Below are 22,209 nucleotides of genomic sequence, written 5' to 3' on the forward strand. Positions count from 1 at the left end.
GATTTTAGGCAAATATCAATCGGTGTGGTGAAAGGCAGTTCCATGATTGAGTCTTGGATGTATAGGCTTCGTTGCAATCAACTACATGCTTTCCATACTTTTTTGCGCACCACTTAAGCCGAATTTTGAATTGGTAGTGATTGAGGTCAAGCATCTGGCGGCAGGTGTTACGGCGAATGGTGCGAACCTTCTTATCTTTGCGTGTGACCATACCTCTTGTCTCAAAGGTTGGCAAAAATACAACGTCGTAGTTCGACACCAGCTCGAACGCCAGCCGGTTATGCAGATCAAGAACAATGTCATCCTTTTTGCATTTCAGCCGGTCAATTTCCCTCTTGAAATGAATAATCCGATCTCTTGCCCACTGGGGCATGTCGGGGAACTTAACGCCCTTCTGAGTGTTCAGGATTTTTTGCTTTTGACTGATCAAGCTGTCCACTTGCTTCATCAGTGGGAACAGCTTTGTTTTTGCAACCTTATCACCCGCTATCAACGCCTCTTTTTCGCTGTAGCAAGTGGCAAAGGTGCGAACTCCGGGGTCAACTCCAACGCATCTAACCTTCCCTTGGATTTCGGGATTTAGTTCAATATGTTGTTGAACCTGAATGAACCAGCGACCTTTGTCGTAGGTTATGACACAAGACTTGCCAATCGCTTCTGCTGGCACATCTTCTGTCAGGTGAATCTTGCCAAGAGCCTGTACGCAGGGATTTAACCCCTTTGGCAAACGGTCAATAGAGAATGAGTGCCTGCTACCTTTGCGGCTTTTGAAACTGATTTCTGCAAAGCCCTCTTTAGCTCCCTTGAGCTTCTTGTTGTGCTCGCAAACCGCTTTGAATGTGGTCGCTGCCGCCAGTGTTCCATTATCAGAAACAAGCGAGTTATAAGCCCTGCCACTTTCTTTTTGCTCTTGCTTCACTTGAGCTTTAATGGCAGGTCGCATGTTGATGAATTTTCCGCTGGCATCTTTATAGTCATCATTGCGGAAACGCTCAACAGCAAGGTTGTACGACCTGCGATAGAGTATCAGGGCATCGTGATAGGCTTGCTTATTCTCTGGGTAAAACCTGATCTTTTTTGACGCTACTATCTTTGCGTCTTTTAGCAGATCGCTTCCCGTAGTGGCTATTGCAGAATGAGGTAATGAAACCGATAAGCTCTTGGGTGTCGAATGGCTCACAGGCGTTATCCGGGTCATCCAAAACCTCGATGTATCCTCCCGATAATTCAACAAGCCATTTGATGAGTCCAAACCCTGATCGGGCAAGGCGATCTTTCGTGGCAACCACAATATGGGTTGGATTTCCGCACACCGCTGATTCCAGAATGGTTTGCAGTCCTTTTCGCTTAAAGTTGAAAGCACTGGCAATGTCGCTGATAAATTCTGCATCAGGGTGCTCTTTGAGTAAGATACGCTTTTGGCTAGCTTTGTAGTTGAACCCCACAAGATAAATTCACCTTTTGACGATTTATCTTGTGTCTGGCGTAATTAATTTTGCGATTGTTGCAATTTTATTTGACTGCCCGATCTAAATCAATAATCTGGTTCTTGTGAAGTTTTTTCTTTGTTTTCATGAAGGTTATTGTTGCTACTACCTTCATTTCTCATCTTCCAGAAATTCATAATCAACCACTTCCCCTGAGTCCATTTCCGCCTTTGCAATAAGTATCCTTTCAACAAAGGAATAGGTTAAATCGGGGTTTTCCTCTAATATTTTTCCAATCTTAGCCCAGTGCTCTATTTGCTTGGGTGGGGTTCTACTCAGAGCCGAATCTACGATAGTAGCCTTTCGGACTAATTCATCATTAAGTCTCAATGGTGCAGAAGGCATGACAAATTCTCCAACTGATGATCATTCGTGATATGTAGCAGAGTACAATAAAAGTAGCAAATAGCTACAAAAAATCCCCGAGACTGGCAACAGACCCACAGTTTTAACCGGGTAGTCTTCCAACACTTAACAGAGCAATGGATGGAACTAATTATTGGATTAACAGTCAAATGTTATAGAGATTCGTCTTTATTCAGTCAGGTCGGTACTGCAAAGACAGGAATGAGAAAATCAGCTTCAGGGTTTTTCTTTGTATTAAAGATCTGAACGCTGATTTTCCAGAACATATGGTATTTGGCTGTCCTGTAATGGTTCCAACATACGCCCACAATGGAGGTAGGTAAAATGGATTTTTATCAGTTAAAAGGTTTGACTCAACAGCTGCATGAATTGAAGGTGGTGCAACCCAATGGCTTTTCAACAGAAGCAGAAGATGACTCCACCCAGTTCCTCGGCAGGCAGGTAAAGCGACAGGATGGCACCACCGCACAGACAGAAAAAACTGCTCGAAAAAGAACGGCAAATACAACAGACGACCCTTTACTGCCCGGTAAATTTCGTAAAAGAATGCCAGAAACTGAAGTTTTACCTATGAAAAATGAGCAATTAATGTCAGAGGGATTCTTCATTGCTACCGGGAGTAAACCGCTATCTGAACGGCAGGTTAATCTTGAGACACAACCCTTTGATTCAAGAGCTGTAGCTATACAGATGGCCGCCAGGAATCTGGTGAGTCAATTTCAACTTGAGGCAATAGAAAAGTCACCAACCAATGAAGTGCAATGTGCCGTTTTCCTTGAGTGCCTGAAACTTGATGTTGAGAAAACGGTATTAAAGCTGAACAAAACAAAAACTCTAAACGGGGCTGAAAAACTTCGGATTATGTTGGCTGCTGAAGAAGAACATAAAGGACCACTTCACGAGGCTTATTGGACACTTTTGAGGATTCCTTTATCCATCGGATTTGAGAAGGCAAAGAACCTCTTTCAAAGTCTTCCTGATACGCCTTCTCTGTCAGAGGTGCACAATCTAATTAATGAACAGTTGACAGCATTAGACCCTCAAATAAAGGTCAGGGACAGACTTCTAGAGATCCGGCAAACCCTAACATCCGAAAATAACGAGCTTTCTAGAGGATTGTTGAGTGAAGTTGACAGTATTGAAGAAAAATATATCCCAAGAGTTGGATGGGATGGCAATTTATCAGACCATGATGATTATGTCGAATTCAAAATCTATTCAAGAAGATTGCTGTATCTCTATGCAGCCTGTTACGGTTTTTCACAGCAGGGTGATATTGCTGAGTTAATGTCGTACATTAAATCTGTTCTTTATATCATCGAACCAAGTAACTCCTTTCCAGATAACATCTGGCATATTGCTAAAGAGCTGGCCTATTTGTCGAAACAACCCGGCTCCATCGATTATTGTCACTATATTAGTACCCTGGCCCATTGTTTGAAAACACCGGCACCTGTCGCCTTACAGTTTAAAAATCTCAAACAGCTCAGTGATATCAAAGGGTTCGCTTTACTTGAAAGCAAACCGCTGGACAAGTATCTAACCGTACTCAGAGCAAACATTGATAAGATAGCCCCGGAATATTCGCAGGTATTGCTCGATGCAGTTGACGATCTGGAAAAAGAATGTGCCGGTATATCACTACCTGAAGGCAAGCCCGATATCAAAGCGAAAGTGCATCGACTTTTAATGATTATTGCCGCCTGCAAATCATCCAAAGAAATAATGGATACTTCAGTATTGGTTCATTTTGTCAGGGCCATCATGGAACATGGCAATAAAAAAAATATACCTTATCTGATCGCTGGGCTGGCCCGTCTGGTTCAGAGTACCCCGAAAATACAGAAAATACTGGGTGCCCCCGGAATCAGTGGCGGACCGCATTTGCGAATGGCGCCGCTGCAATGGCTGGCATTTGTACCCGATAGACTCTCAGAAGATGACATCAAGGAACTCTGTCAATCTTTGCAAGCTCCCAGCGCCAGCAAGAGCAGGCGACGGATGAAAGATGGCAAGATTTTCCACCAATGGCTGTCTACCCTTGAGCAGATGCTGGCCAGCGAGGTTATGAATAAGGCCATGGTAATGCCGATCCTGAAAAAGCTTACCCAAAGTCTGACTTATGAAAAACTGGGCTGGCTTTATATGTTATTCAACATGGGAGACAGGTTTACTGCATTTCTGGACAGAATGGGCTTGAGCTGTCAGAAGGAAGGATTACCCTTGATGATCGCTGAAAAGGGGGCTGACGCTTTGGTGGGAGTGAATAAAAAGTTCTCAAAATGGCTAATGAAACAACGACATCACCATCTCCTGCCTTTTTACATGGCATCAATGATAGAACAGGGGAATGCAGCAGTTATAGACCTTACGCATCAGTTTATAGAGACCAGTGTTAACAGTACTTTTATTCAGAGCAGGCAGTCAACATTGAACAATCCACACTTGCAGGCCGTTTACAAGAAATACCCCCGATTTGAAGCAGGTTGGGGAGCGAACTTCAGTGGCTTCAGCGAGGAAACCCGAAACAAGCTCTTGTCCCAGGGGGAAACCCTGAAGCTGACAGAAGACCCCTGGGATCTTTTTATCAGTGGGCTTGAAGTTAAAAGCTGCATATCACCAGACGGCCTACATAGTTATAGACGTGGACTGATGAGCTATGTGATGGATGGACGCAATGCCATGATTGTCATAAAGAACCAAAAAGGAAATATCCTCAGCAGAAGTGTTATTCGCATGGTGCTGGACCAAGATGATAGCCCTGCGTTATTGCTTGAAAAAGGCTATCCCGATCAGAGTAATTTATTGTTCATCGATGCCGCACGGGACATTGCTGACGAGATGGAGCTTCCTCTTTACCGCTGCGTGGATGCAAAAAAAGGTGAAAAAGTGAAAGTTCTGGAAGGAAGGGCGCCTTTCGATTACTTTGACGAGTTTCTGTCAACAAAAGAGAGGCAGGAACTTACGATTACCAAAGTACAACGTGATGTAAGGTAGTCACAACGGATGCTTCTAGTACATCACTCCGATTTGATCGTCGGGTAAAGCTTCTTGAGTTTTACCCGAGCATCCTCGGTCGTAAATCGCCATTCCATTTTGCTTTCTACACCATTACGCTGGGACTCCCACGCTTCAATCTCTGCCATGTTGAGCCAGCTTCCATGCTTGGGTGTATAGATGATTTCCAACTTACTGGCCAACCGATGAGCCTCTCCTGGTTCAAAGGCTTTATAAAGAGATGCAGGTGTATGTGTGTTCAGGTTATCCATGACAAGACGGATGACATCAGCTTTTGGGAAGTGAACATCAACCAGCTGTTTGATCTGGTGAGCCCAGTCGCAGGCAGTTCGGCTATCAGTCACCTCGATATGTCGCCAACCTTCCAGTGGCGCAAAAAACATGAAGAGAGAACTCACACCATTGCGCTCATACTCATTGTCATATTTTAGGGGTTGGCCAGGCTTCATAGGGAGTGGAGTCCTGACCTCCAAAGTATGCTGCTTACTGCTCTCATCCATACAGATCAGTGGTCGATTCGGATCATGTGGTTGTTGATAAACATCCAAAACACGTTCCATAGCGCAAACAAATTCTGCGTTCGCTTTTTTTGGAATACACCACTCCTTTTTCTGCCAAGGCTTCAACTCGTTTTTTTTAACTCTCGGCCAATGGTTTGATGCGAGATGAAATCGACATGCTCCAACTCAACTATACGGTCAGCGAGAAGCTGTAGCGTCCAGCGGCTATGACCTTCTGGTGGTGTTGAGCAAGCCAGAGCTGTCAATGCCGCCTGCTGCTCCCCCTGGAGTTTTCTTGGGCGGGCAATGCCATTGAACTTGCTATTAACAGCAATATCCAGCCCTTCAAGTACACAGCGTTTGCGTGTTCTCTGAACCGTTTTCGTTGAAACACCACAGGTTTGGCTGGTCTGGAGCTCCGTCAGTTTTGGCCCGTTTTCATCGAGACACAGGAGGATCTGTGCATGAATACGTTTATGCTTGGCCACCTTGGTTTGGTGAATGAGGTCTTTTAATTGCTGCTGTTCGTCTATGGACAGGCGGATACGGTATTGAGCTGGCATAGGTCACCCTGATCTGAATCAGGGAGAATAATGCCAGAATGGAAAATTCCGGCATTGCTGCAGGACAAAGAAATTTGAGTTATGTACTAGGCTCCTCAGGTGTCAACCGCTATCCCCAAAACCACTGCCCGTATCACTCACCATCTGGACCGTCATCGCCGCCATAGCTACCGAAATGGTAGGAATGACCATAGATACTATCTGGTTCCTTTTCTTTCACCTTGTATGCAGGCACCCGCCAGGCACCACGTTTCACCAGCTTTTCGAGGATATAGCGGTTCTGATGGGCTTCACTGTAGTAGTGAGCATAAGTGTATGCCGTCCACCGAGAGGGGGGGCACGGTAGGGAGGTGGTGGTGTAAGCATTAATATTTTCTACAGCACCCGGGGTGTTAAGAAGGGTTTCCATGGTATGGGTGTTACCTTTTTTTGCTGCCAGTATCAGGAGCGTTTTACCTGACTGTGTCTTACAGTTAAGATCAAAAAGTCGCCGCCCGGCAGAATCTTTCAAATTCACCAGATACTTCGTTGCTGCTGCCGGGTCACGATAGTTCATCACTACATCTATCATAAGCTTGGAACCTATCTGTTCTTGTTTTAATGCGCTGACCAGATGAGAGTTTTTCAGCAACTGATTGCAAAATAACTGACAATTTCTCAAGACTGCATGTTGAAAGGCATAAACGGCAAGTAACTTTGTCTGACCGTTTGCCAACTTAATCTGAGCTTCAGGCTGATTTTCGAGGGCTTTTAAAGTAAGTTCCCTCTGTTGCTGATCGGTAATCTTGTAATCCCCCCAGGCGCTAAAAATCAGCATCAACAAATGAAAATCAGATTTGTTTTGTTGATGCACAGTGGCTTTTTCCTCAAGCAGTAAACTAACCATTGACCAATGATTCGCCTTGGCGGCTGCAATTATTGGCGTGTCGCCACTTTTAGGGCTTTGATGGTTGATATCAACACCCGCCTTTCTCAACAGACTTTCAAGGACTACTAGATTATTGGCAACGGCTTTTCTGTAGAGCCTTTGACCGGATTCCGTTCGGGCAAAAGATTGAAGCAGCTGTTCAACTCGTTGCGCTTGACTGCTCACCAAACTCGCAGGCGAAAAATTATGAGTTGATTTTTTGAAGAAATTATCAACTGCTTTTGTTACCAATCCATTCAGCTTGCGCCTCTTGAAGAAACCAGGACTTTTGCCAGAACCACCATCGGGCTTAATTTCCGGGCTGAGAGCTTTTTGAAGCAGTATCGTTTCCAGCAGTGCTTTAGCTTTATCATTGTGAGATCCTTTTCTTCCTCCAGTCTGCTGAACTCTATCGCCATGCAAAAGTGAGGGATCTGGTAATGATAATTCTTCGAGCTGTTCGCGCAATCTACTGTCAGACTCTGAATGAAATTTGTCTCTGTTAGTTGTTGCACAGCTGGTGTATTCCATTGCATTTGCGAACCGGGGGGACATATTCCTGCCTTCAGTCGTCATTCGATCAGCAAGTGGAACTGCCGCTGGGTATGAAGGATGCCTTCCAACAACGGGTGGTGAGTAGCCAGAGCTGCCAGCGCCGACGCAGGTGCTGGCACGACCCTGAAAATTACCCGGTTGATTACGTTTACTGTTTGCACCAGAGACTGGGCTAAGGACAGTACCCGCTTTTAAGTTTGTGGCTGGCTGCATTATTCGTTCCTCCCTTCCTGATTAATCGCATTAATTATATTGATCCTAAGATTTTGACTCGAAAATGCATCAAAAAGTTCCCTGATTCAGTTCGATTTAAATTGAGGACAAAAGGTTCTCCTGTTTCACAGCGAGGTATTTTCATAATCTCCTGATTTTTCTGGCTTCGGGGAGTGCGCCAATACTTAAACTGAGCACAGCCTGATAATGGATGGAACTAATTATTAGCTAAAATGTCTGAATTATTATGAGTCTCGACTCAATCGTCTTATATCTCCGCCTGCCCGGCTCGATTGGGCAATGCTTCCAAAGTCTGACTTACGAAAAATTATTTTTTGCACAGCATGGGCTTCAGCTGTCAGAAGGAAGGATTACCATTGTTGATCGCCGAAAAAGGGGGGGAGTGTTCAGGAGGGAGAAAATAAAGCGCTCTCACTTTGACTCGATCAAAGGAGAGACAGGCAGTGACGTTTACCAATGTAAAACGTGATGTAAGGTAGCCAGATGCTTGTCCAGTGAATAAGTACTCAACCATACGAAATCATATTTTCTGACTTATTGTTCAGGCACTCGCGGCAACTGCTCCTGCGTTGCTCTAGCTCCTGCATCCATGCAGTCGTGATGCGTTGCAACTCTGGTCACATAGCCTTGCTATGTTCCCGTTGTTGCGCCTTGCAGAGCAGCTGCCTAATAAGCCAGAAATATTCGATTCCGTATGGCTGAGTACTTATGCCTACCGTACCGCTGAGGTAAAATGAATTTTTATCGTTTAAATGGTCTGACACTACAGCAGCTGCATGCATTAATCATGGAGTCATCCATTGGCTTTTCAGCAGAAGGTGACTCCGTTCAGTATCTTGGCTGGCAGGTACAGCTGCATGATGGCATTACCTTACTGTCTGAACAAACCCTCAATACCGATGGCAGTAAACAGCTGTTTGAACGGCTGGTTAATCTTCACCCTGATCTTGTCAATCAATTACCCGGTTCAAAAGTAGAAGCTATAAAAAGAGCTGCCAGCAATCTGGTGGAAAAATTTCATGATGGGGCAATAGAAAAGTCTCCAACCAAAGAGGTGCAACGGGCTGTTATTAATGAGTGCATGAGATTGGATGCTTCGAAGACGGTAAAAAAGTTATTCGAAAAAAAATTTTTAAGCGCGGCTGAAAAACTCCGGATTATGTTGGCTGCTAAAGAAAAGTTTGAATTGCCAGCGGAAATGGTCGCCCGGTACCTTGAGAGAATTCCTTTGTCCATCCGATTAGAAGAGGCAAAGAACCTGTTTCAACGCCTTCCTGATAAGCCTTCTCTGGCAAGGGAGGACAATGAAATCAATGAAAAGCTGACAGCACTAAACCCTGTAGAGGATGACAAACTGGTCAAGGACGGACTTCTGCAGATAAGGCAAATCCTTGAATCGGAAAATAACGAACTTTCCAGACAGTTGCTGAGTGAAGTTGACAATATTGAAAAAGAATTTCTTCCAAGAGTTGATGCGGATGGCTATTTACCAAGCATTTTTGTTGATGATGATTTCAAATTCTACACAAGAAGATTGTTGTATCTGTATGCAGCCTGCTCCGGTTTTTCAAAAGAGGCTGATATTACTGAGTTAACGTCGTACATTAGATCGGTTTTGTATACCGCTGATTCAAATAGCATCTGGCATATTGCTAAAGAGCTGGCCTATTTGTCGAAACAACCTGATTCCATTGATTATCACCACTATATTGATACTGTGGCAAATATCTTGAAAGCACCTGCTCCTGTTGCCTTACAGTTTGAAGAACTCAAACAACTCAGTGATATCAATGGGTTTGTTCTACTTGAAGGCAAACCGCTGGCCAGTTATCTGAGGGTACTCAGAACAAATATTGATAAAACGACCCCGGACTATTCACAGGTATTGCTCCGTGCAGTTGACGATCTGGAAAGCAGATTGGCTGCTCTATCATTGCCTGAAGGCAAACCCGATATCAAAGCGAAAGTGCATCGACTTTTAATGATCATTGCCGCCTGCAAATCATCCAAAGAAATAATGGCTGCTTCAGTATTGGATCATTTTGTCAGGGCCATTATGAAACATGGCAATAAAAAAAATATTCCCTATCTCATCGGTGGGTTGGCCCGTCTGGTTCAGAGTACCCCGAAAATACGGCAAATACTGGGTGAGCCCGGAATCAAAGGTGGCGATCATTTGCGCATGGCCCCGCTGCAATGGCTGGCATTTGTGCCCGATATCCTCTCAGAAGATGACATTGAGGAACTCTGTGAATCTTTGCAGGCTCCCAGCGCCAGCAGGAGCAGGCGACAGATGAAAGATGGCAAGGTTTTCCATCAGTGGCTGGTTACTCTGGAACGGCTATTGGCCAGCAATGATATGAATAAGGCAATGGTAATACAGACCCTGAAAAAACTCACCCAAAGCCTGACGTATGAAAAACTGGGTTTGCTCTACATGATATTCAACATGGGAGACAGGTTTAATCAATTTCTGGACAGCATGGGCTTAAGCTGTCAGAAAGAAGGATTGCCATTGTTGATCGCCGAAAAAGGGGCTGACGCTTTAGTGGGAAAAAGTAAGGAGGTCTCACAATGGCTATGGAAACAACGACATTATCATCTCCTGCCTTTTTACATGGCAGCAATGGAAGAATATGGAAATAGAGAAGTTACAGATCTTATCCATCAGTTTATAGAGGCCAGTGCCAGCAATACTTTTACTGTGAGCAGGCAGTCACCGCTGAACAATCCACACTTGCAGGCCGTTTACCGGAAATACCCCCAATTTAAAGCAGGTTGGGGCGCGAACTTCAGTGACTTCAGTGTGGAAACCCGAAACAAGCTGCTGTCCCCGGGAGAAACCCTGAGGCTGACGGAAGACCCCTGGGATCTTTTTATCAGTGGTCTTGAAGTTCGCACTTGCCTGACACCGGACGGCGCTCAGGATTACAGCAGAGGACTAATGAGCTACGTGATGGATGGACGCAATGCCATGATTGTCAGAAAGAGCGCCAAAGGAGATATCCTCAGCAGAAGCGTTATTCGTCTGGTGTTTGATCGGGATGATCGCCCTGCGTTATTTCTTGAGAAGGCCTACCCCGATAAGAGTGATTTATTATTCATTGATGCCGCACGGGACATTGCCGACGAGATGGAGCTACCGCTTTATCACCGCGCGGATCCTAAAAAAGGTGAAACAGGTGAAGAAGTGAAACTTCTGGAAGGAAGGGCACCTTTTGATTATTTTGACGCATTCATGGTATCGAAGGAGAGACAGGAAGTTACGATTACCAATGTACAATATGATGTAAGGTAGCCATAACGGATGCCTGTCCAAAAATGGTTGCTTACAGTACTTATGCAAAGTATGTCGACTTATAAAAGTTATCGTTATTAATCAATTCGCATAATTCAGCCAGATGGGGACCATAAGCTGAACCTTTTGTTTTTTTGCACTCAAAATACCTTTGTATTGCAAGAGTTACATCTTCATCATGTTGGGAAGAAAATTTTTCAGCAATTTCAGAGCAATCATGATCATCACAAGTGAATAAATGATAAATTTCTTTTCTTATTTTGGCCAGGTTCTCATTTTCGAAAAACACTCCGCCCCATACGCCGATCATTATGTTAATTATCTGATGATAAATAGGGATTTCCCAACTAATCATATGGCTTTTAGAGGATAGAAACTCATCAACTTTTTGCTCAAAGTATACTGTTGATAAATTATTCCTTATTAGATTTGCTGCAGTTCCTGCTTCAACCGGAGTAAGTGTTTCCAGACTTTTATACCAGGTTTTATAGGCTTTTTTGGTAACCAGCGCCAAGTCTTTAACTTTTGCTCTTTGAGAGATTTCGGGTGACTCATTCAATGCACTTTGGATAGAGTCAAACAATTCGGGCATTTTTTGAGTTGAAAATCGGTAATATAATTTATTCAGCTCCTCATTAGCATACAAAGCATTGCACGATAATATGGTCCATGCACATAACATTTGAGTCAGTGTTTTTAACATTTTTGAATACTCCTTAAAGTTGATTGCCTTTAAGGATATGCATGATTTGCCAGTTTTCAACCTAAGGCCAGGTTCTCCTGAAATTTTCTATTGATGCAATATTTTTCGTAAATGTAATCTTAACAATTTTCAAATAATGAGATGTGTCATGGCAAATCTGCAACACAGGTCGCGGCTAAACTAAACCGATAAATTTTGGAAAAAATTCTTTAATCTCTATCTGGGCTTTATTGAGCCCGAGGATATAAAAAGTCAGTAAATTAGCCCTGATAATGGCTGAAACTAATTATTGGATAAACTGTCTAAATCAATAATGGATTCGGTTTGACTCCAAAAGTTCAGAATTACAAGGACAGTAGTGAGGGCTAAAAAAATGGATTTGTTCCCTATCAACGCAGGAAAAGTACGGGCGCCTTTTGAAGACTCAAGGTTATCTGAAAATATTGATAAGACAGGCAGCGCTTTTGCCAGAAAAGTGAGAATAAGTGGAGAGTTAATGCCCACAGATGTGGCTTCTGCAAAGTGGGTTGACGCGGACAATAATGATTTCTCGCACAAGACCGGGCACAAACGGGCCGCTACTGATATTCTCCCGAAAATAATAGAGACAGAGCTGGAAACGCTGACCATTGAACCGGTAAAACGTCCGAAAATAGCTGCAACCGAAACAGCCCATTGGCCGGTCATTGATCAATCGTTGATTGAATCTACTCAGGTAGCGAAAACGGCCTTGCTTCAGCCTTATTGTCCTGAAGGCATTGCGCCTCCTGCACAGGCAATTGCCCGCGAGGTTCATGGTGTCCAGCACAGTTGCCGGACGGCAATCTGGGCAGTAGCCCTGTTGCAACAGCGTAAACTGCACGGCGATCGCCTGGCGCGGGAATTTCCCGACCAAATGATACCCCTGCTAATCAAAACCTGCCTGTTTCACGACACGGGCCGTGAAGGCGATGGGTTCGATACGTTGGAGTGGGAGCGGGCCAGTGCTGACAACCTGAGGGAACACCTGCGCAACTTCGGCGTGGATCAGTCCCTGGCCTGGCAGTGTGGTGAGGCCATTTGCCACAAGGATAACCCGAAGGGCTGCGAGCATCTGCCCGAGGCGATACAGACCCTGCGCAGTCTGCTCCACGATGCAGATACGCTGGATGTTATGCGGGTCAGAGAAAGTTTTTACATGGATCGGCTGGAGTGTTTTGCTGACTGCCAGGATGATCAGCAGAGGCAAGAATGGCGCCTGCTGGCCGAAGAGGTCTGCCGGGTGATTGCCAGGCAGGGTGACCTCTGGTACCCGACCAAGTTGCAGGACAGCAATACAGACCTCGAACATTTCTTCAGCATCGGTGACCCCAGCTTGTGTGAAAACACCAAAAAGCAATGGGAGCACCACCCTTCACCCTTTAGTTACCAGTTGTTTAGCATAGGTGAGCAGTCCGGTGTTGTCCGGGAGTTGATTACGCCTTATACCGGACAGCTGACAGAACCACAGGAATCGTCCTTCTCTCTGGCAAAACTGACCCAGCAAAGTGTGGCCATGGAAGAATGCCGGAGCAGCACCTGGCCAGCAGGGCTTTACAGCGATCCCGTTAGCCAACAGGTTTATTCCATCAAACCGGCGAGCTGTGAGCTAAGCGCCCGCAACCAGCTACTTATGGCCAACCTCGCCGGGCTGCTGGGCATCACAGTTCCGCAAAGCTTTGTCCATCAGGAAGAGGGTCATTTTTATGTAGTCAGTCCTGTTCCCAAACAATGGCAGGGCAAGCTCAAAGGCGGGGAGGCAACGCTGCGCTCTCTGTCTCAAGAACAGTGGGCCAGATTATTGCTGATTAATGTGATAGTCGGTAACGAAAATATGGTCAACAGTGCCTGGGAGGGCATTGAACTGACCCCGGAAGGGGAGCCGGTCATGTTCCACTGGGATTATGCCGGGATGGCGACCCGCTACCCGTGCACGGAGAAACCAGAGCCTGACCCCAAACCGGATGACTTTTCTTCCATGCCTTTGCTGCTGCAAAAACTGAGAAACCCTCAGGCACCTCCCATGAACTCTTTGCTAATCTACAACCCTTGCGTCGATATTCTTGCACAATTAGAGGATGACTTACTGGGCCATACCTTGAAGGATATCTTGCGGCAGATTGACTGGCAGGTCCTGGACCGGCAGATCGAACACAGCGGTTTTCTGCCCGGTGACCGCAGCTGGTTACGGCAGACTATTCATGATCGTATTGCCTGGCTGACCACCCGCTTTCCCAACAGCCTGGAGGCGGGTGAGCGGGTATCCATGGCGGAATATAAAGCGATAGAGGCGGCAGGTATCCGTGGCGGTTGGCTGCCGGTCAAAGGCCGCGATATCCGGGGCGGGCAGATCGGTATCAGCCAGTTACTGGATGCCAATGGCCAACCCATCACCCGGATGACCCTCAAGCTGTCCCGGGAAGCGGGCAATAAACTGGCTGATAACCTGGCCCTGGAACGGGGATTGCACCGTCTGGCCAGCCGGGTTAAATATACCAACTCTGCCCTGAACAGACATTACCGCGACTGGCGCAGCGACCTGATCAGCCTGGCCAATGACTGTGAGGGCTTGGCGGAGCAGTTAACCGGAGATAAAACACGATGGCACGAAAGGAACCAGGATACAATTGATAATACCGTGAGGATTCTGCAGGACATTGCTAACAAGTGCCGGGCGTCGTTAGCCGCCGACCGGCCTTCCATTGCAAAACTGCCAACCATCGAAACTCCTCTGCCTTTCCCGGCCTTACCTGCAAGAGTTAGTTCAAGAACCGGCAAAAACGTTGAAGCAAAAGTGCAACTGGCGGAATTCAGCCACGGTTTTGCCAAACTGACAGGCCAGAGTGTCGGTTATTTGAGTCCGGAACAACTGGATGCTGCCTACCTCAGTGACCCACCGGTTCGGGCAGTAGAACTCGAATCGACCGTCTGTGGAGGTGGCAGTATTCTGTTTTCTCCCCCGAGCCTGCCTGAGGCCATGAGCTTTGAAAATCAGCTGACCCTCACCTTTAGGGGACACAGCAAAGCAGTGGTTGAAGCAATGTTCAGGGAACTGGCAGAGCTGGGTATTGGTGGAGAGCGGCCGGATATCAACGACTTGGAAGAACAATGGCTGGACGCCCTGGCCGATTACCACGGCTGCCTTGGTGATATGAACCTTGATGTGGCAGTGGATATCAATACCCCGGTAAAAACCCGCAAAAAAGCCTTTCTTAAAGAATTACTGAACTTCAGTGATGAAGAATTGCTCAATTGGGAAAACCACTGTCGTATTCGTGCAGGGCGTCTGGTGTTCTACCGCCCAGGGTTGCCCCATGGCATTGAGACAAACCCTGCCGGGAAGTTCTGCTCCGTACACGATACAAACTTTCATGCGCAGCGGCAAAGGAACAGTGAAGAGGTTGTGGCCGGTAGCCTGGAGAATGATGCTACCCTGAGCTCCTTTGAACGACGTACCCAGATTGGGATGGAACCGCTTGGGCATGAAAGTGCCGTGGCTTCGTCACGCAGGATGAAATGCAACACCGAATACACATTTTCCCGAGTCATAGCGGTGCTGGTGGATAATTCCGGGTACCGCTGTGGTGGGGTTACGTGTTTGCTCCTGACTTCTGCAACACTCGGCCGTATGGATGCACAAATTTATGCCGATCAAAGCCAATACCTGGCGGATTTCTCTGGTTTGGAGTCCTTCGCCCGTAACGAGAAAATTATCGCTCAGTCAACCGATGACTACAGACGTGTGATTCAGGACGATGAGACACAGGAAACCCGTTTTGCCAATCCTCTCTCCTTGTTTGACGAGTTGCACAAACTTGAGATTAGTTCTCCTGAAAGACACCGGCAATTGCTGGGTACACTAAAGAAACGCTTTAGCCACTGGCCCGACGGGCGCCGACTGGAACAGATTTTTCCGCAATCCTGGTCAGCCTTTTATCATGAGATAACCCGTAAAGGCAGCCAGTTTGACGAAGGCATCAAAAGTCTCGTCAAGGCTTGCGGCGAAGAGCGCATACAGTCGTTGTTTGAGCAAAACCCACAACTGTTGAAGGGCAGGCTGGATTCCCTGGATGGCTTTAATCTGAATGGGTGGATGTGTGCTCTTGAAGGGTTTGATTGCAGCGGCTGTTCAATGAATGGCACAGTGTTGCAATCCTTTCTTTTTTGGGAATGTAAATTCAATACAGAGCTGTTAAACAGAGCCATTGTTAAAGGTTGCTTTTTCACCGAATGCTCTTTTGAGGGTAAGCGGTTTTCATCATCGATATTAGACAATGTCCGTTTTAACCCTGAATCTGGGAGGGATGACCTGGCGTGTGAAAGAACACGCCAGCTTTCCCGGATCTTATATCAGTCGTGTGTTAATCAGCACAATAATTTTAATCTGGAACAATGGCTGAAGGTGATGCTTAAAAGTAGTTTTCTACAATCCGGTTCTGCACCACTGGATGATTTAACCCAGGATATTCTGTCCCAACATATGGATGAAATTTCCAGAATCTATCCAAAGCAACTTTGTAAAATTATTTATGAACTTTTTTTCATTAATTTTCAAAATACTGCCAATGCGATAAATTTTGTCTGGAATAATCCTGGATTCTATGATCACAAAATCAAAGATCTCAAAGATTTTTATTTTGATTTCAGAAGCATCTTCCTGAAAGAAGGAGGTTCTAAAATAGGGTTATCAGGTGATCCATTTGGAAGATTTTTTAGGTCCGATTATGGACCAAACAAAAGTTATTCCCGAGAAGCGCTTTTGGCGCTTATGTTAAATGTTATTAACCTTGTTCTGTTTCCTGAATCCAATGATAAATACATAGACTTTGACGTCAATGCCAACAGTGCGGATGAGCATGACGGTTGCTTGAAGGCCATTCCTGAGGTAGGTAGCGAAGGTACACAAAGCAACACAGATGGCCTGCCTCTGGTTGAAATGCAACGTTATAAAGCTCTTCTCTGTAAATCTCAGCTTAAAGAATACCGGAACCGTATTCATCGGTTCTGGAAAGAATGCTCAGAAAAGAGTCAATTAAAAATAGCCAAACACTGTTTGCTTCATCAAAATGTTGTCGTTAGCCCCAAAACAACCAAGCAATTTAGAGATTTGTTGTCTCAAGACCACGACGAGCAATATTGGCAGGAAATCTATCGCGCTAACATGGATAAACATAAAAAAAATGAGGATGAATTGAATCGCTTGCTTTTGGAAAATTTTGGAGAGCAGGACCAAACCAACTGGTTAGGTACTTATTGAGCTTGAATTGCCTGCCTTCCTCAATGTGGCATTTTTAACAATAGGCAAGGTGATGTTGCGATTCGGCAGGTGTGGAGCCAATCTCACAGTTTTGCCCAGTCTTCACAGAATGGATGGAACTAACTGACTGGATAAACTGTCTAAATCAATAATGGATTCGGTTTGACTCCAAAAGTTCAGAATTACAAGGACAGTAGTGAGGGCTAAAAAAATGGATTTGCTCCCTATCAACGCAGGAAAAGTACAGGCGCCTTTTAACGACTCAAGGTTATCTGAAAATATTGATAAGACAGGCAGCGCTTTTGCCAGAAAAGTGAGTATAAGTGAAGAGTTAATGCCCACGGATGTGGCTTCTGCAAAGTGGGTTGACGCGGACAATAATGATTTCTCGCACAAGACCGGGCACAAACGGGCCGCTACTGATATTCTCCCGAAAATAATAGAGACAAAGCTGGAAGCGCTGACCATTGAACCGGTAAAACGTCCGAAAATAGCTGCAACCGAAACAGCCCATTGGCCGGTCATTGATCAATCGTTGATTGAATCTACTCAGGTAGCGAAAACGGCCTTGCTTCAGCCTTATTGTCCTGAAGGCATTGCGCCTCCTGCACAGGCAATTGCCCGCGAGGTTCATGGTGTCCAGCACAGTTGCCGGACGGCAATCTGGGCAGTAGCCCTGTTGCAACAGCGTAAACTGCACGGCGATCGCCTGGCGCGGGAATTTCCCGACCAAATGATACCCCTGCTAATCAAAATCTGCCTGTTTCACGACACGGGCCGTGAAGGCGATGGGTTCGATACGTTGGAGTGGGAGCGGGCCAGTGCTGACAACCTGAGGGAACACCTGCGCAACTTCGGCGTGGATCAGTCCTTGGCCTGGCAGTGTGGTGAAGCCATTTGCCACAAGGATAATCCGAAGGGCTGCGAGCATCTGCCCGAGGCGATACAGACCCTGCGCAGTCTGCTCCACGATGCAGATACGCTGGATGTTATGCGGGTCAGAGAAAGTTTTTACATGGATCGGCTGGAGTGTTTTGCTACTTGTAAGGATGATCAGCAGAGGCAAGAATGGCGCCTGCTGGCCGAAGAGGTCTGTCAGGTGATTGCCAGGCAGGGTGACCTCTGGTACCCGACCAAGTTGCAGGACAGCAATACAGACCTCGAGCATTTCTTCAGCATCGGTGACCCCAGCTTGTGTGAAAACACCAAAAAGCAATGGGAGCACCACCCTTCACCCTTTAGTTACCAGTTGTTTAGCATAGGTGAGCAGTCCGGTGTTGTCCGGGAGTTGATTACGCCTTATACCGGACAGCTGACAGAACCACAGGAATCGTCCTTCTCTCTGGCAAAACTGACCCAGCAAAGTGTGGCCATGGAAGAATGCCGGAGCAGCACCTGGCCAGCAGGGCTTTACAGCGATCCCGTTAGCCAACAGGTTTATTCCATCAAACCGGCGAGCTGTGAGCTAAGCGCCCGCAACCAGCTACTTATGGCCAACCTCGCCGGGCTGCTGGGCATCACAGTTCCGCAAAGCTTTGTCCATCAGGAAGAGGGTCATTTTTATGTAGTCAGTCCTGTTCCCAAACAATGGCAGGGCAAGCTCAAAGGCGGGGAGGCAACGCTGCGCTCTCTGTCTCAAGAACAGTGGGCCAGATTATTGCTGATTAATGTGATAGTCGGTAACGAAAATATGGTCAACAGTGCCTGGGAAGGCATTGAACTGACCCCGGAAGGGGAGCCGGTCATGTTCCACTGGGATTATGCCGGGATGGCGACCCGCTACCCGTGCCCGGAGAAACCAGAGCCTGACCCCAAACCGGATGACTTTTCTTCCATGCCTTTGCTGCTGCAAAAACTGAGAAACCCTCAGGCACCTCCCATGAACTCTTTGCTAATCTACAACCCTTGCGTCGATATTCTTGCACAATTAGAGGATGACTTACTGGGCCATACCTTGAAGGATATCTTGCGGCAGATTGACTGGCAGGTCCTGGACCGGCAGATCGAACACAGCGGTTTTCTGCCCGGTGACCGCAGCTGGTTACGGCAGACTATTCATGATCGTATTGCCTGGCTGACCACCCGCTTTCCCAACAGCCTAGAAGCGGGTGAGCGGGTATCCATGGCGGAATACAAGGCGATCGAGGCGGCGGGTATCCGTGGCGGTTGGCTGCCAGTCAAAGGCCGGGATATACGGGGCGGGCAGATCGGTATCAGCCAGTTACTGGATGCCAATGGCCAACCCATCACCCGGATGACCCTCAAGTTGTCCCGGGAAGCGGGCAATAAACTGGCTGATAACCTGGCCCTGGAACGGGGATTGCACCGTCTGGCCAGCCGGGTTAAATATACCAACTCTGCCCTGAACAGATTTTACCGCGACTGGCGCAGTGATCTGACCAGCCTGGCCAAAGACTGTGACGGCATGGCGGAGCAGTTAACCAGAGATAAAACACGATGGCACGAAAAGGATCAGGATAGCATTGCTAATACCGTGACAATTCTGCAGGACATTGCAAACAAATGCCGGGCGTCGTTAGCCGCCGACCTGCCGTCCATTGCAAAACTGCCAACCATCGAAACGCCTCTGCCTTTCCCGGCCTTACCGGCACGAGTCAGTTCAAGAATCGGCGAAGAAGTTGAAGCAAAAGTAGAGCTGGCTGAATTCAGCCACGGTTTTGCCAAATTGACAGGCCAGAAGGTCAGTTATTTGAGTCCGGAACAACTGAAGGTTACTCGCCTGAGTGCCTCACCGGTACGAGCCGTTGAGCTCGAATCGGTCGTCTGTGAAGGCGGCAGTATTCTGTTTTCTGCTCCGAACCTGCCAGAAGCCCTGAGCTTTGAAAATCAACTGACCCTCACCTTTGGGGGACACAGTAAATCGGTGGTTGAAGCATTGTTCAGGGAACTGGCAGGGCTGGGCCTTGGTGCGGAGCGACCGGATACCACCGACCTGGAGGAGCAATGGCTGGACGCCCTGGCTGACTGCCATGGCTGCCTTGGTGATATGAACCTTGCCGTGGCAGCGGATCTCAATACGCCGGTAAACATCGGCAAAAAAGCGTTTCTTAAAGAATTGCTGAACTTCAGTGACGAAGAACTGCTTGATTGGGAAATCCATTCTCGTATTCGCGCAGGACGTTGGGTGCAATTGCGTCCGGGGTTTCTCCATGGCATTTCGGCGACCCCCGCCAGAAAGTTCTGCCCCGCGCACGATACAAAATTTTGTGCAGATCGGGAAGGAAAAGAAGAACGATTTGTGACCGATAGCCTGAAAAATGACGCTACCCTGAGTTCCTTTGAACGACGTACTCAGATCGGGATAGAACCCACTTGGCATATCCATCCCAGCGCTTCGTTGGCCAGGATGAAATGCGACACCGGTTATGCATTTACCCGAATCATCGAGGACGGCGAGCTGGCGGATTATTCAGAGCGGATTCATGAAGATGGGATCATGTGTATGAAATTGACTTCTGAAACACTCGGCCGTATGGATGCAGAAGTTTATGATAATCAATGCCAGTTTAATGAGGCTCTTGGTTTGGACGCCTTTGCTCGTAATGAGAAAATCATCAAGCAGTCAAACTGTGACTACCAGAGTTTGATTCAGCTCAATAATCCAGCTAATCCACAGGAGACTCGTTTTTCCAACCCTCTGTCCTTGTTTGACGAGTTGAATCTGCTTGATATCAGCTCTAGCGAAAGTAGACGGCAATTGCTGTCTATTTTGAAGAAACGCTTTAGCCACTGGCCTGATGGGCGTCCGCTGGAACAGCTTTTTCGGAAATCCTGGTCAGCCCACTACCATGAGTTAATCTCCGAAGACAGTTCGGTTGACGAAAACATTAAAAATCTCATCAAGGTCTTTGGTGAAAAGGGTATTCAGTCGCTGCTTGAGCAAAACCCAAAACTGTTGGAGGGAAGATTGGATTCCCTGGATGGTATAGAGCCGAAAGGGAGCCTGTCTAAGGGATGGATCAAGCGTGAATTAACCGGGATTGATTTCAGCCGCTGTTCAATGAACGGCACGGTGTTGAAATCCGTTTCATTTGACGAGTGTAAATTCAATACAGAGCTGTTAAACAGTGCCATTATTGAAGATGGTGCTTTCACCAACTGTTCTTTTGAAGGTAAGCGGTTTTCATCATCGATATTAGACAATGCCCGTTTTGACGTTGAAAGTAATAAGGATGGCCGGGTATGTGAAAGTACACACCGGCTTTCCCAAATCCTGTATCAATCGTGTGTTAATGATGACAATAAGTTCAATCTGAAACAATGGCTGGAAGTGATGGGGAAAAGTCATTGTCTGCGCTGCGGTCCAACACCATTGGACGATTTGAGTCGGGATATTCTATCCCAACATATTGAAATAATTAAAAAAAGTTATCCACAGCAACTTTCTGATATTATTTATGGGGTTTTTTCCATTAGATTTGAAAATGCTGCCAATGCAATAAGTTTTGTTGAAAATAACCCGAAATTCTATGATCGCAAGATCAAAGATCTTAAAGACTTGTATTTTGAGTTCAGAACCATCTTCCTGAAAGAAGGAGAATATTGTAGTCAAGGTAGTCCATTTGCACACTTATTTGGCCTCCATAATGTTAAACGCGATGATTATTCCCGGGAAGCGGTTTTGGCGTTGATGTTAAATGTTATTAACCTTGTTCTATTTCCTGAAGCCAATGATAAATACATAGACTTTGGCATCAATGGCAACAGCGCGGATGACCATTGCTTGAAGGCTATTCCAGAGGTAAGTGGCGGAAGTACACAAAGCCACTCAATCTCATGCCCGGAAACAGATGATGAGTCTCTGGATAGAATGAAACGTTACAAAGCCCATCTTTGTATGCATCGCCTTACAGAGTATCGGGAATATATTCATCAATTCTGGGAAGAATGCTCTGAAAAGAGTCAAGTAACAATAGCCAAACACTGTTTGCTTCATCAAAATGTTGTCGTTAGCCCCTTAACAACCAGGGCATTTTTTAAGTTATTGTCTAAAGAACACTGCGAGAAAAATTGGCGCGACATCTATCTCGCTAACATGAGTAAGCATATAGGAATTGAGTATAAGTGGCGTATGTTGCTTGTGGATAAAATTGGGGAATGGGCCAAAACCACCAAATTTTATTAAGTTCGAATGGCCTGCCCTCCTCAACACCTCCTGCCATTCGGCAGGTATGGAGCCAATCTTATAGTTTTCCCCAGTCTTCACAGAATGGATGGAACTAACTGACTGGATAAACTGTCAAAACTGTAATGGATTCGGTTTGACTCCAAAAGTTCAGAAT

The 22,209-nt window shown here is 46.3% G+C and carries 10 protein-coding genes; 4 read left to right on the top strand and 6 right to left on the bottom strand.

Going from position 1 to position 22,209, the window contains the following annotated elements:
• Positions 1-4: 4 nt before the first annotated feature.
• The 3 genes from ACO6VG_RS08380 to ACO6VG_RS08390 form a co-directional block, all read right to left on the bottom strand.
• Positions 5-943, bottom strand: a complete 939-nt coding sequence (locus ACO6VG_RS08380; RefSeq protein WP_422136514.1) for a zinc ribbon domain-containing protein — start codon at positions 941-943, stop codon at positions 5-7.
• Positions 944-1,049: 106 nt separating this feature from the next.
• Entirely contained in the window at positions 1,050-1,445 is a 396-nt protein-coding gene (locus ACO6VG_RS08385) for an IS607 family transposase (protein ID WP_422136515.1), read from the bottom strand.
• Positions 1,446-1,598: 153 nt separating this feature from the next.
• A complete protein-coding gene (locus tag ACO6VG_RS08390) occupies positions 1,599-1,832 on the bottom strand; it encodes a TA system antitoxin ParD family protein (RefSeq protein ID WP_422136516.1) in 234 nt (77 codons plus the stop codon).
• 345 nt (positions 1,833-2,177) lie between these two features.
• Here ACO6VG_RS08390 and ACO6VG_RS08395 point away from each other — a divergent pair, with 345 nt between their 5' ends.
• Positions 2,178-4,850 carry a hypothetical protein gene (locus tag ACO6VG_RS08395; protein WP_422473470.1) on the top strand — a complete coding sequence of 891 codons (2,673 nt, stop codon included), beginning with the start codon at positions 2,178-2,180 and terminating at the stop codon, positions 4,848-4,850.
• Between the two features lie 23 nt (positions 4,851-4,873).
• Here ACO6VG_RS08395 and ACO6VG_RS08400 read toward each other — a convergent pair.
• Both ACO6VG_RS08400 and ACO6VG_RS08405 read right to left on the bottom strand, forming a co-directional pair.
• Positions 4,874-5,934, bottom strand: a protein-coding gene (locus ACO6VG_RS08400) for an IS630 family transposase (protein ID WP_422136519.1) whose coding sequence is annotated in 2 segments (ribosomal slippage) — positions 4,874-5,514 and positions 5,514-5,934 — 1,062 coding nt in all. Because the reading frame shifts where the segments join, the coding sequence is not laid out codon by codon here.
• A gap of 133 nt (positions 5,935-6,067) precedes the next feature.
• Complete coding sequence (locus ACO6VG_RS08405) at positions 6,068-7,609, bottom strand: ankyrin repeat domain-containing protein (RefSeq protein WP_422136520.1); 1,542 nt, start codon at positions 7,607-7,609, stop codon at positions 6,068-6,070.
• Between the two features lie 754 nt (positions 7,610-8,363).
• Here ACO6VG_RS08405 and ACO6VG_RS08410 point away from each other — a divergent pair.
• Positions 8,364-10,928, top strand: coding sequence for a hypothetical protein (locus ACO6VG_RS08410; RefSeq protein WP_422473472.1), 2,565 nt, complete (start codon positions 8,364-8,366; stop codon positions 10,926-10,928).
• Between the two features lie 40 nt (positions 10,929-10,968).
• Here ACO6VG_RS08410 and ACO6VG_RS08415 read toward each other — a convergent pair whose 3' ends face one another.
• Positions 10,969-11,631 (bottom strand): hypothetical protein, encoded by a 663-nt coding sequence (locus ACO6VG_RS08415; protein ID WP_422473474.1) that lies wholly within the window; start codon positions 11,629-11,631, stop codon positions 10,969-10,971.
• Positions 11,632-12,004: 373 nt separating this feature from the next.
• Here ACO6VG_RS08415 and ACO6VG_RS08420 point away from each other — a divergent pair, with 373 nt between their 5' ends.
• The gene (locus ACO6VG_RS08420) at positions 12,005-16,906 is read left to right on the top strand and encodes a hypothetical protein (RefSeq protein WP_422473476.1); all 4,902 of its coding nucleotides are present in this window, start codon (positions 12,005-12,007) and stop codon (positions 16,904-16,906) included.
• A 211-nt stretch (positions 16,907-17,117) separates the two neighbouring features.
• Positions 17,118-22,052: a hypothetical protein gene (locus tag ACO6VG_RS08425; protein WP_422473478.1), complete on the top strand. Its 4,935-nt coding sequence runs from the start codon at positions 17,118-17,120 to the stop codon at positions 22,050-22,052.
• Positions 22,053-22,209: the final 157 nt, after the last annotated feature.

This window comes from Endozoicomonas sp. ALB032 (assembly GCF_049310125.1).
Lineage (GTDB): Bacteria > Pseudomonadota > Gammaproteobacteria > Pseudomonadales > Endozoicomonadaceae > Endozoicomonas_A.

Coding starts and splice junctions, on each gene's coding strand:
- ACO6VG_RS08395 (WP_422473470.1), top strand. CDS start 2,178: ATGGATTTTTATCAGTTAAAAGGTTTGACTCAACAGCTGCATGAATTG.
- ACO6VG_RS08390 (WP_422136516.1), bottom strand. CDS start 1,832: ATGCCTTCTGCACCATTGAGACTTAATGATGAATTAGTCCGAAAGGCT.
- ACO6VG_RS08405 (WP_422136520.1), bottom strand. CDS start 7,609: ATGCAGCCAGCCACAAACTTAAAAGCGGGTACTGTCCTTAGCCCAGTC.
- ACO6VG_RS08420 (WP_422473476.1), top strand. CDS start 12,005: ATGGATTTGTTCCCTATCAACGCAGGAAAAGTACGGGCGCCTTTTGAA.
- ACO6VG_RS08415 (WP_422473474.1), bottom strand. CDS start 11,631: ATGTTAAAAACACTGACTCAAATGTTATGTGCATGGACCATATTATCG.
- ACO6VG_RS08425 (WP_422473478.1), top strand. CDS start 17,118: ATGGATTTGCTCCCTATCAACGCAGGAAAAGTACAGGCGCCTTTTAAC.
- ACO6VG_RS08380 (WP_422136514.1), bottom strand. CDS start 943: ATGCGACCTGCCATTAAAGCTCAAGTGAAGCAAGAGCAAAAAGAAAGT.
- ACO6VG_RS08410 (WP_422473472.1), top strand. CDS start 8,364: ATGAATTTTTATCGTTTAAATGGTCTGACACTACAGCAGCTGCATGCA.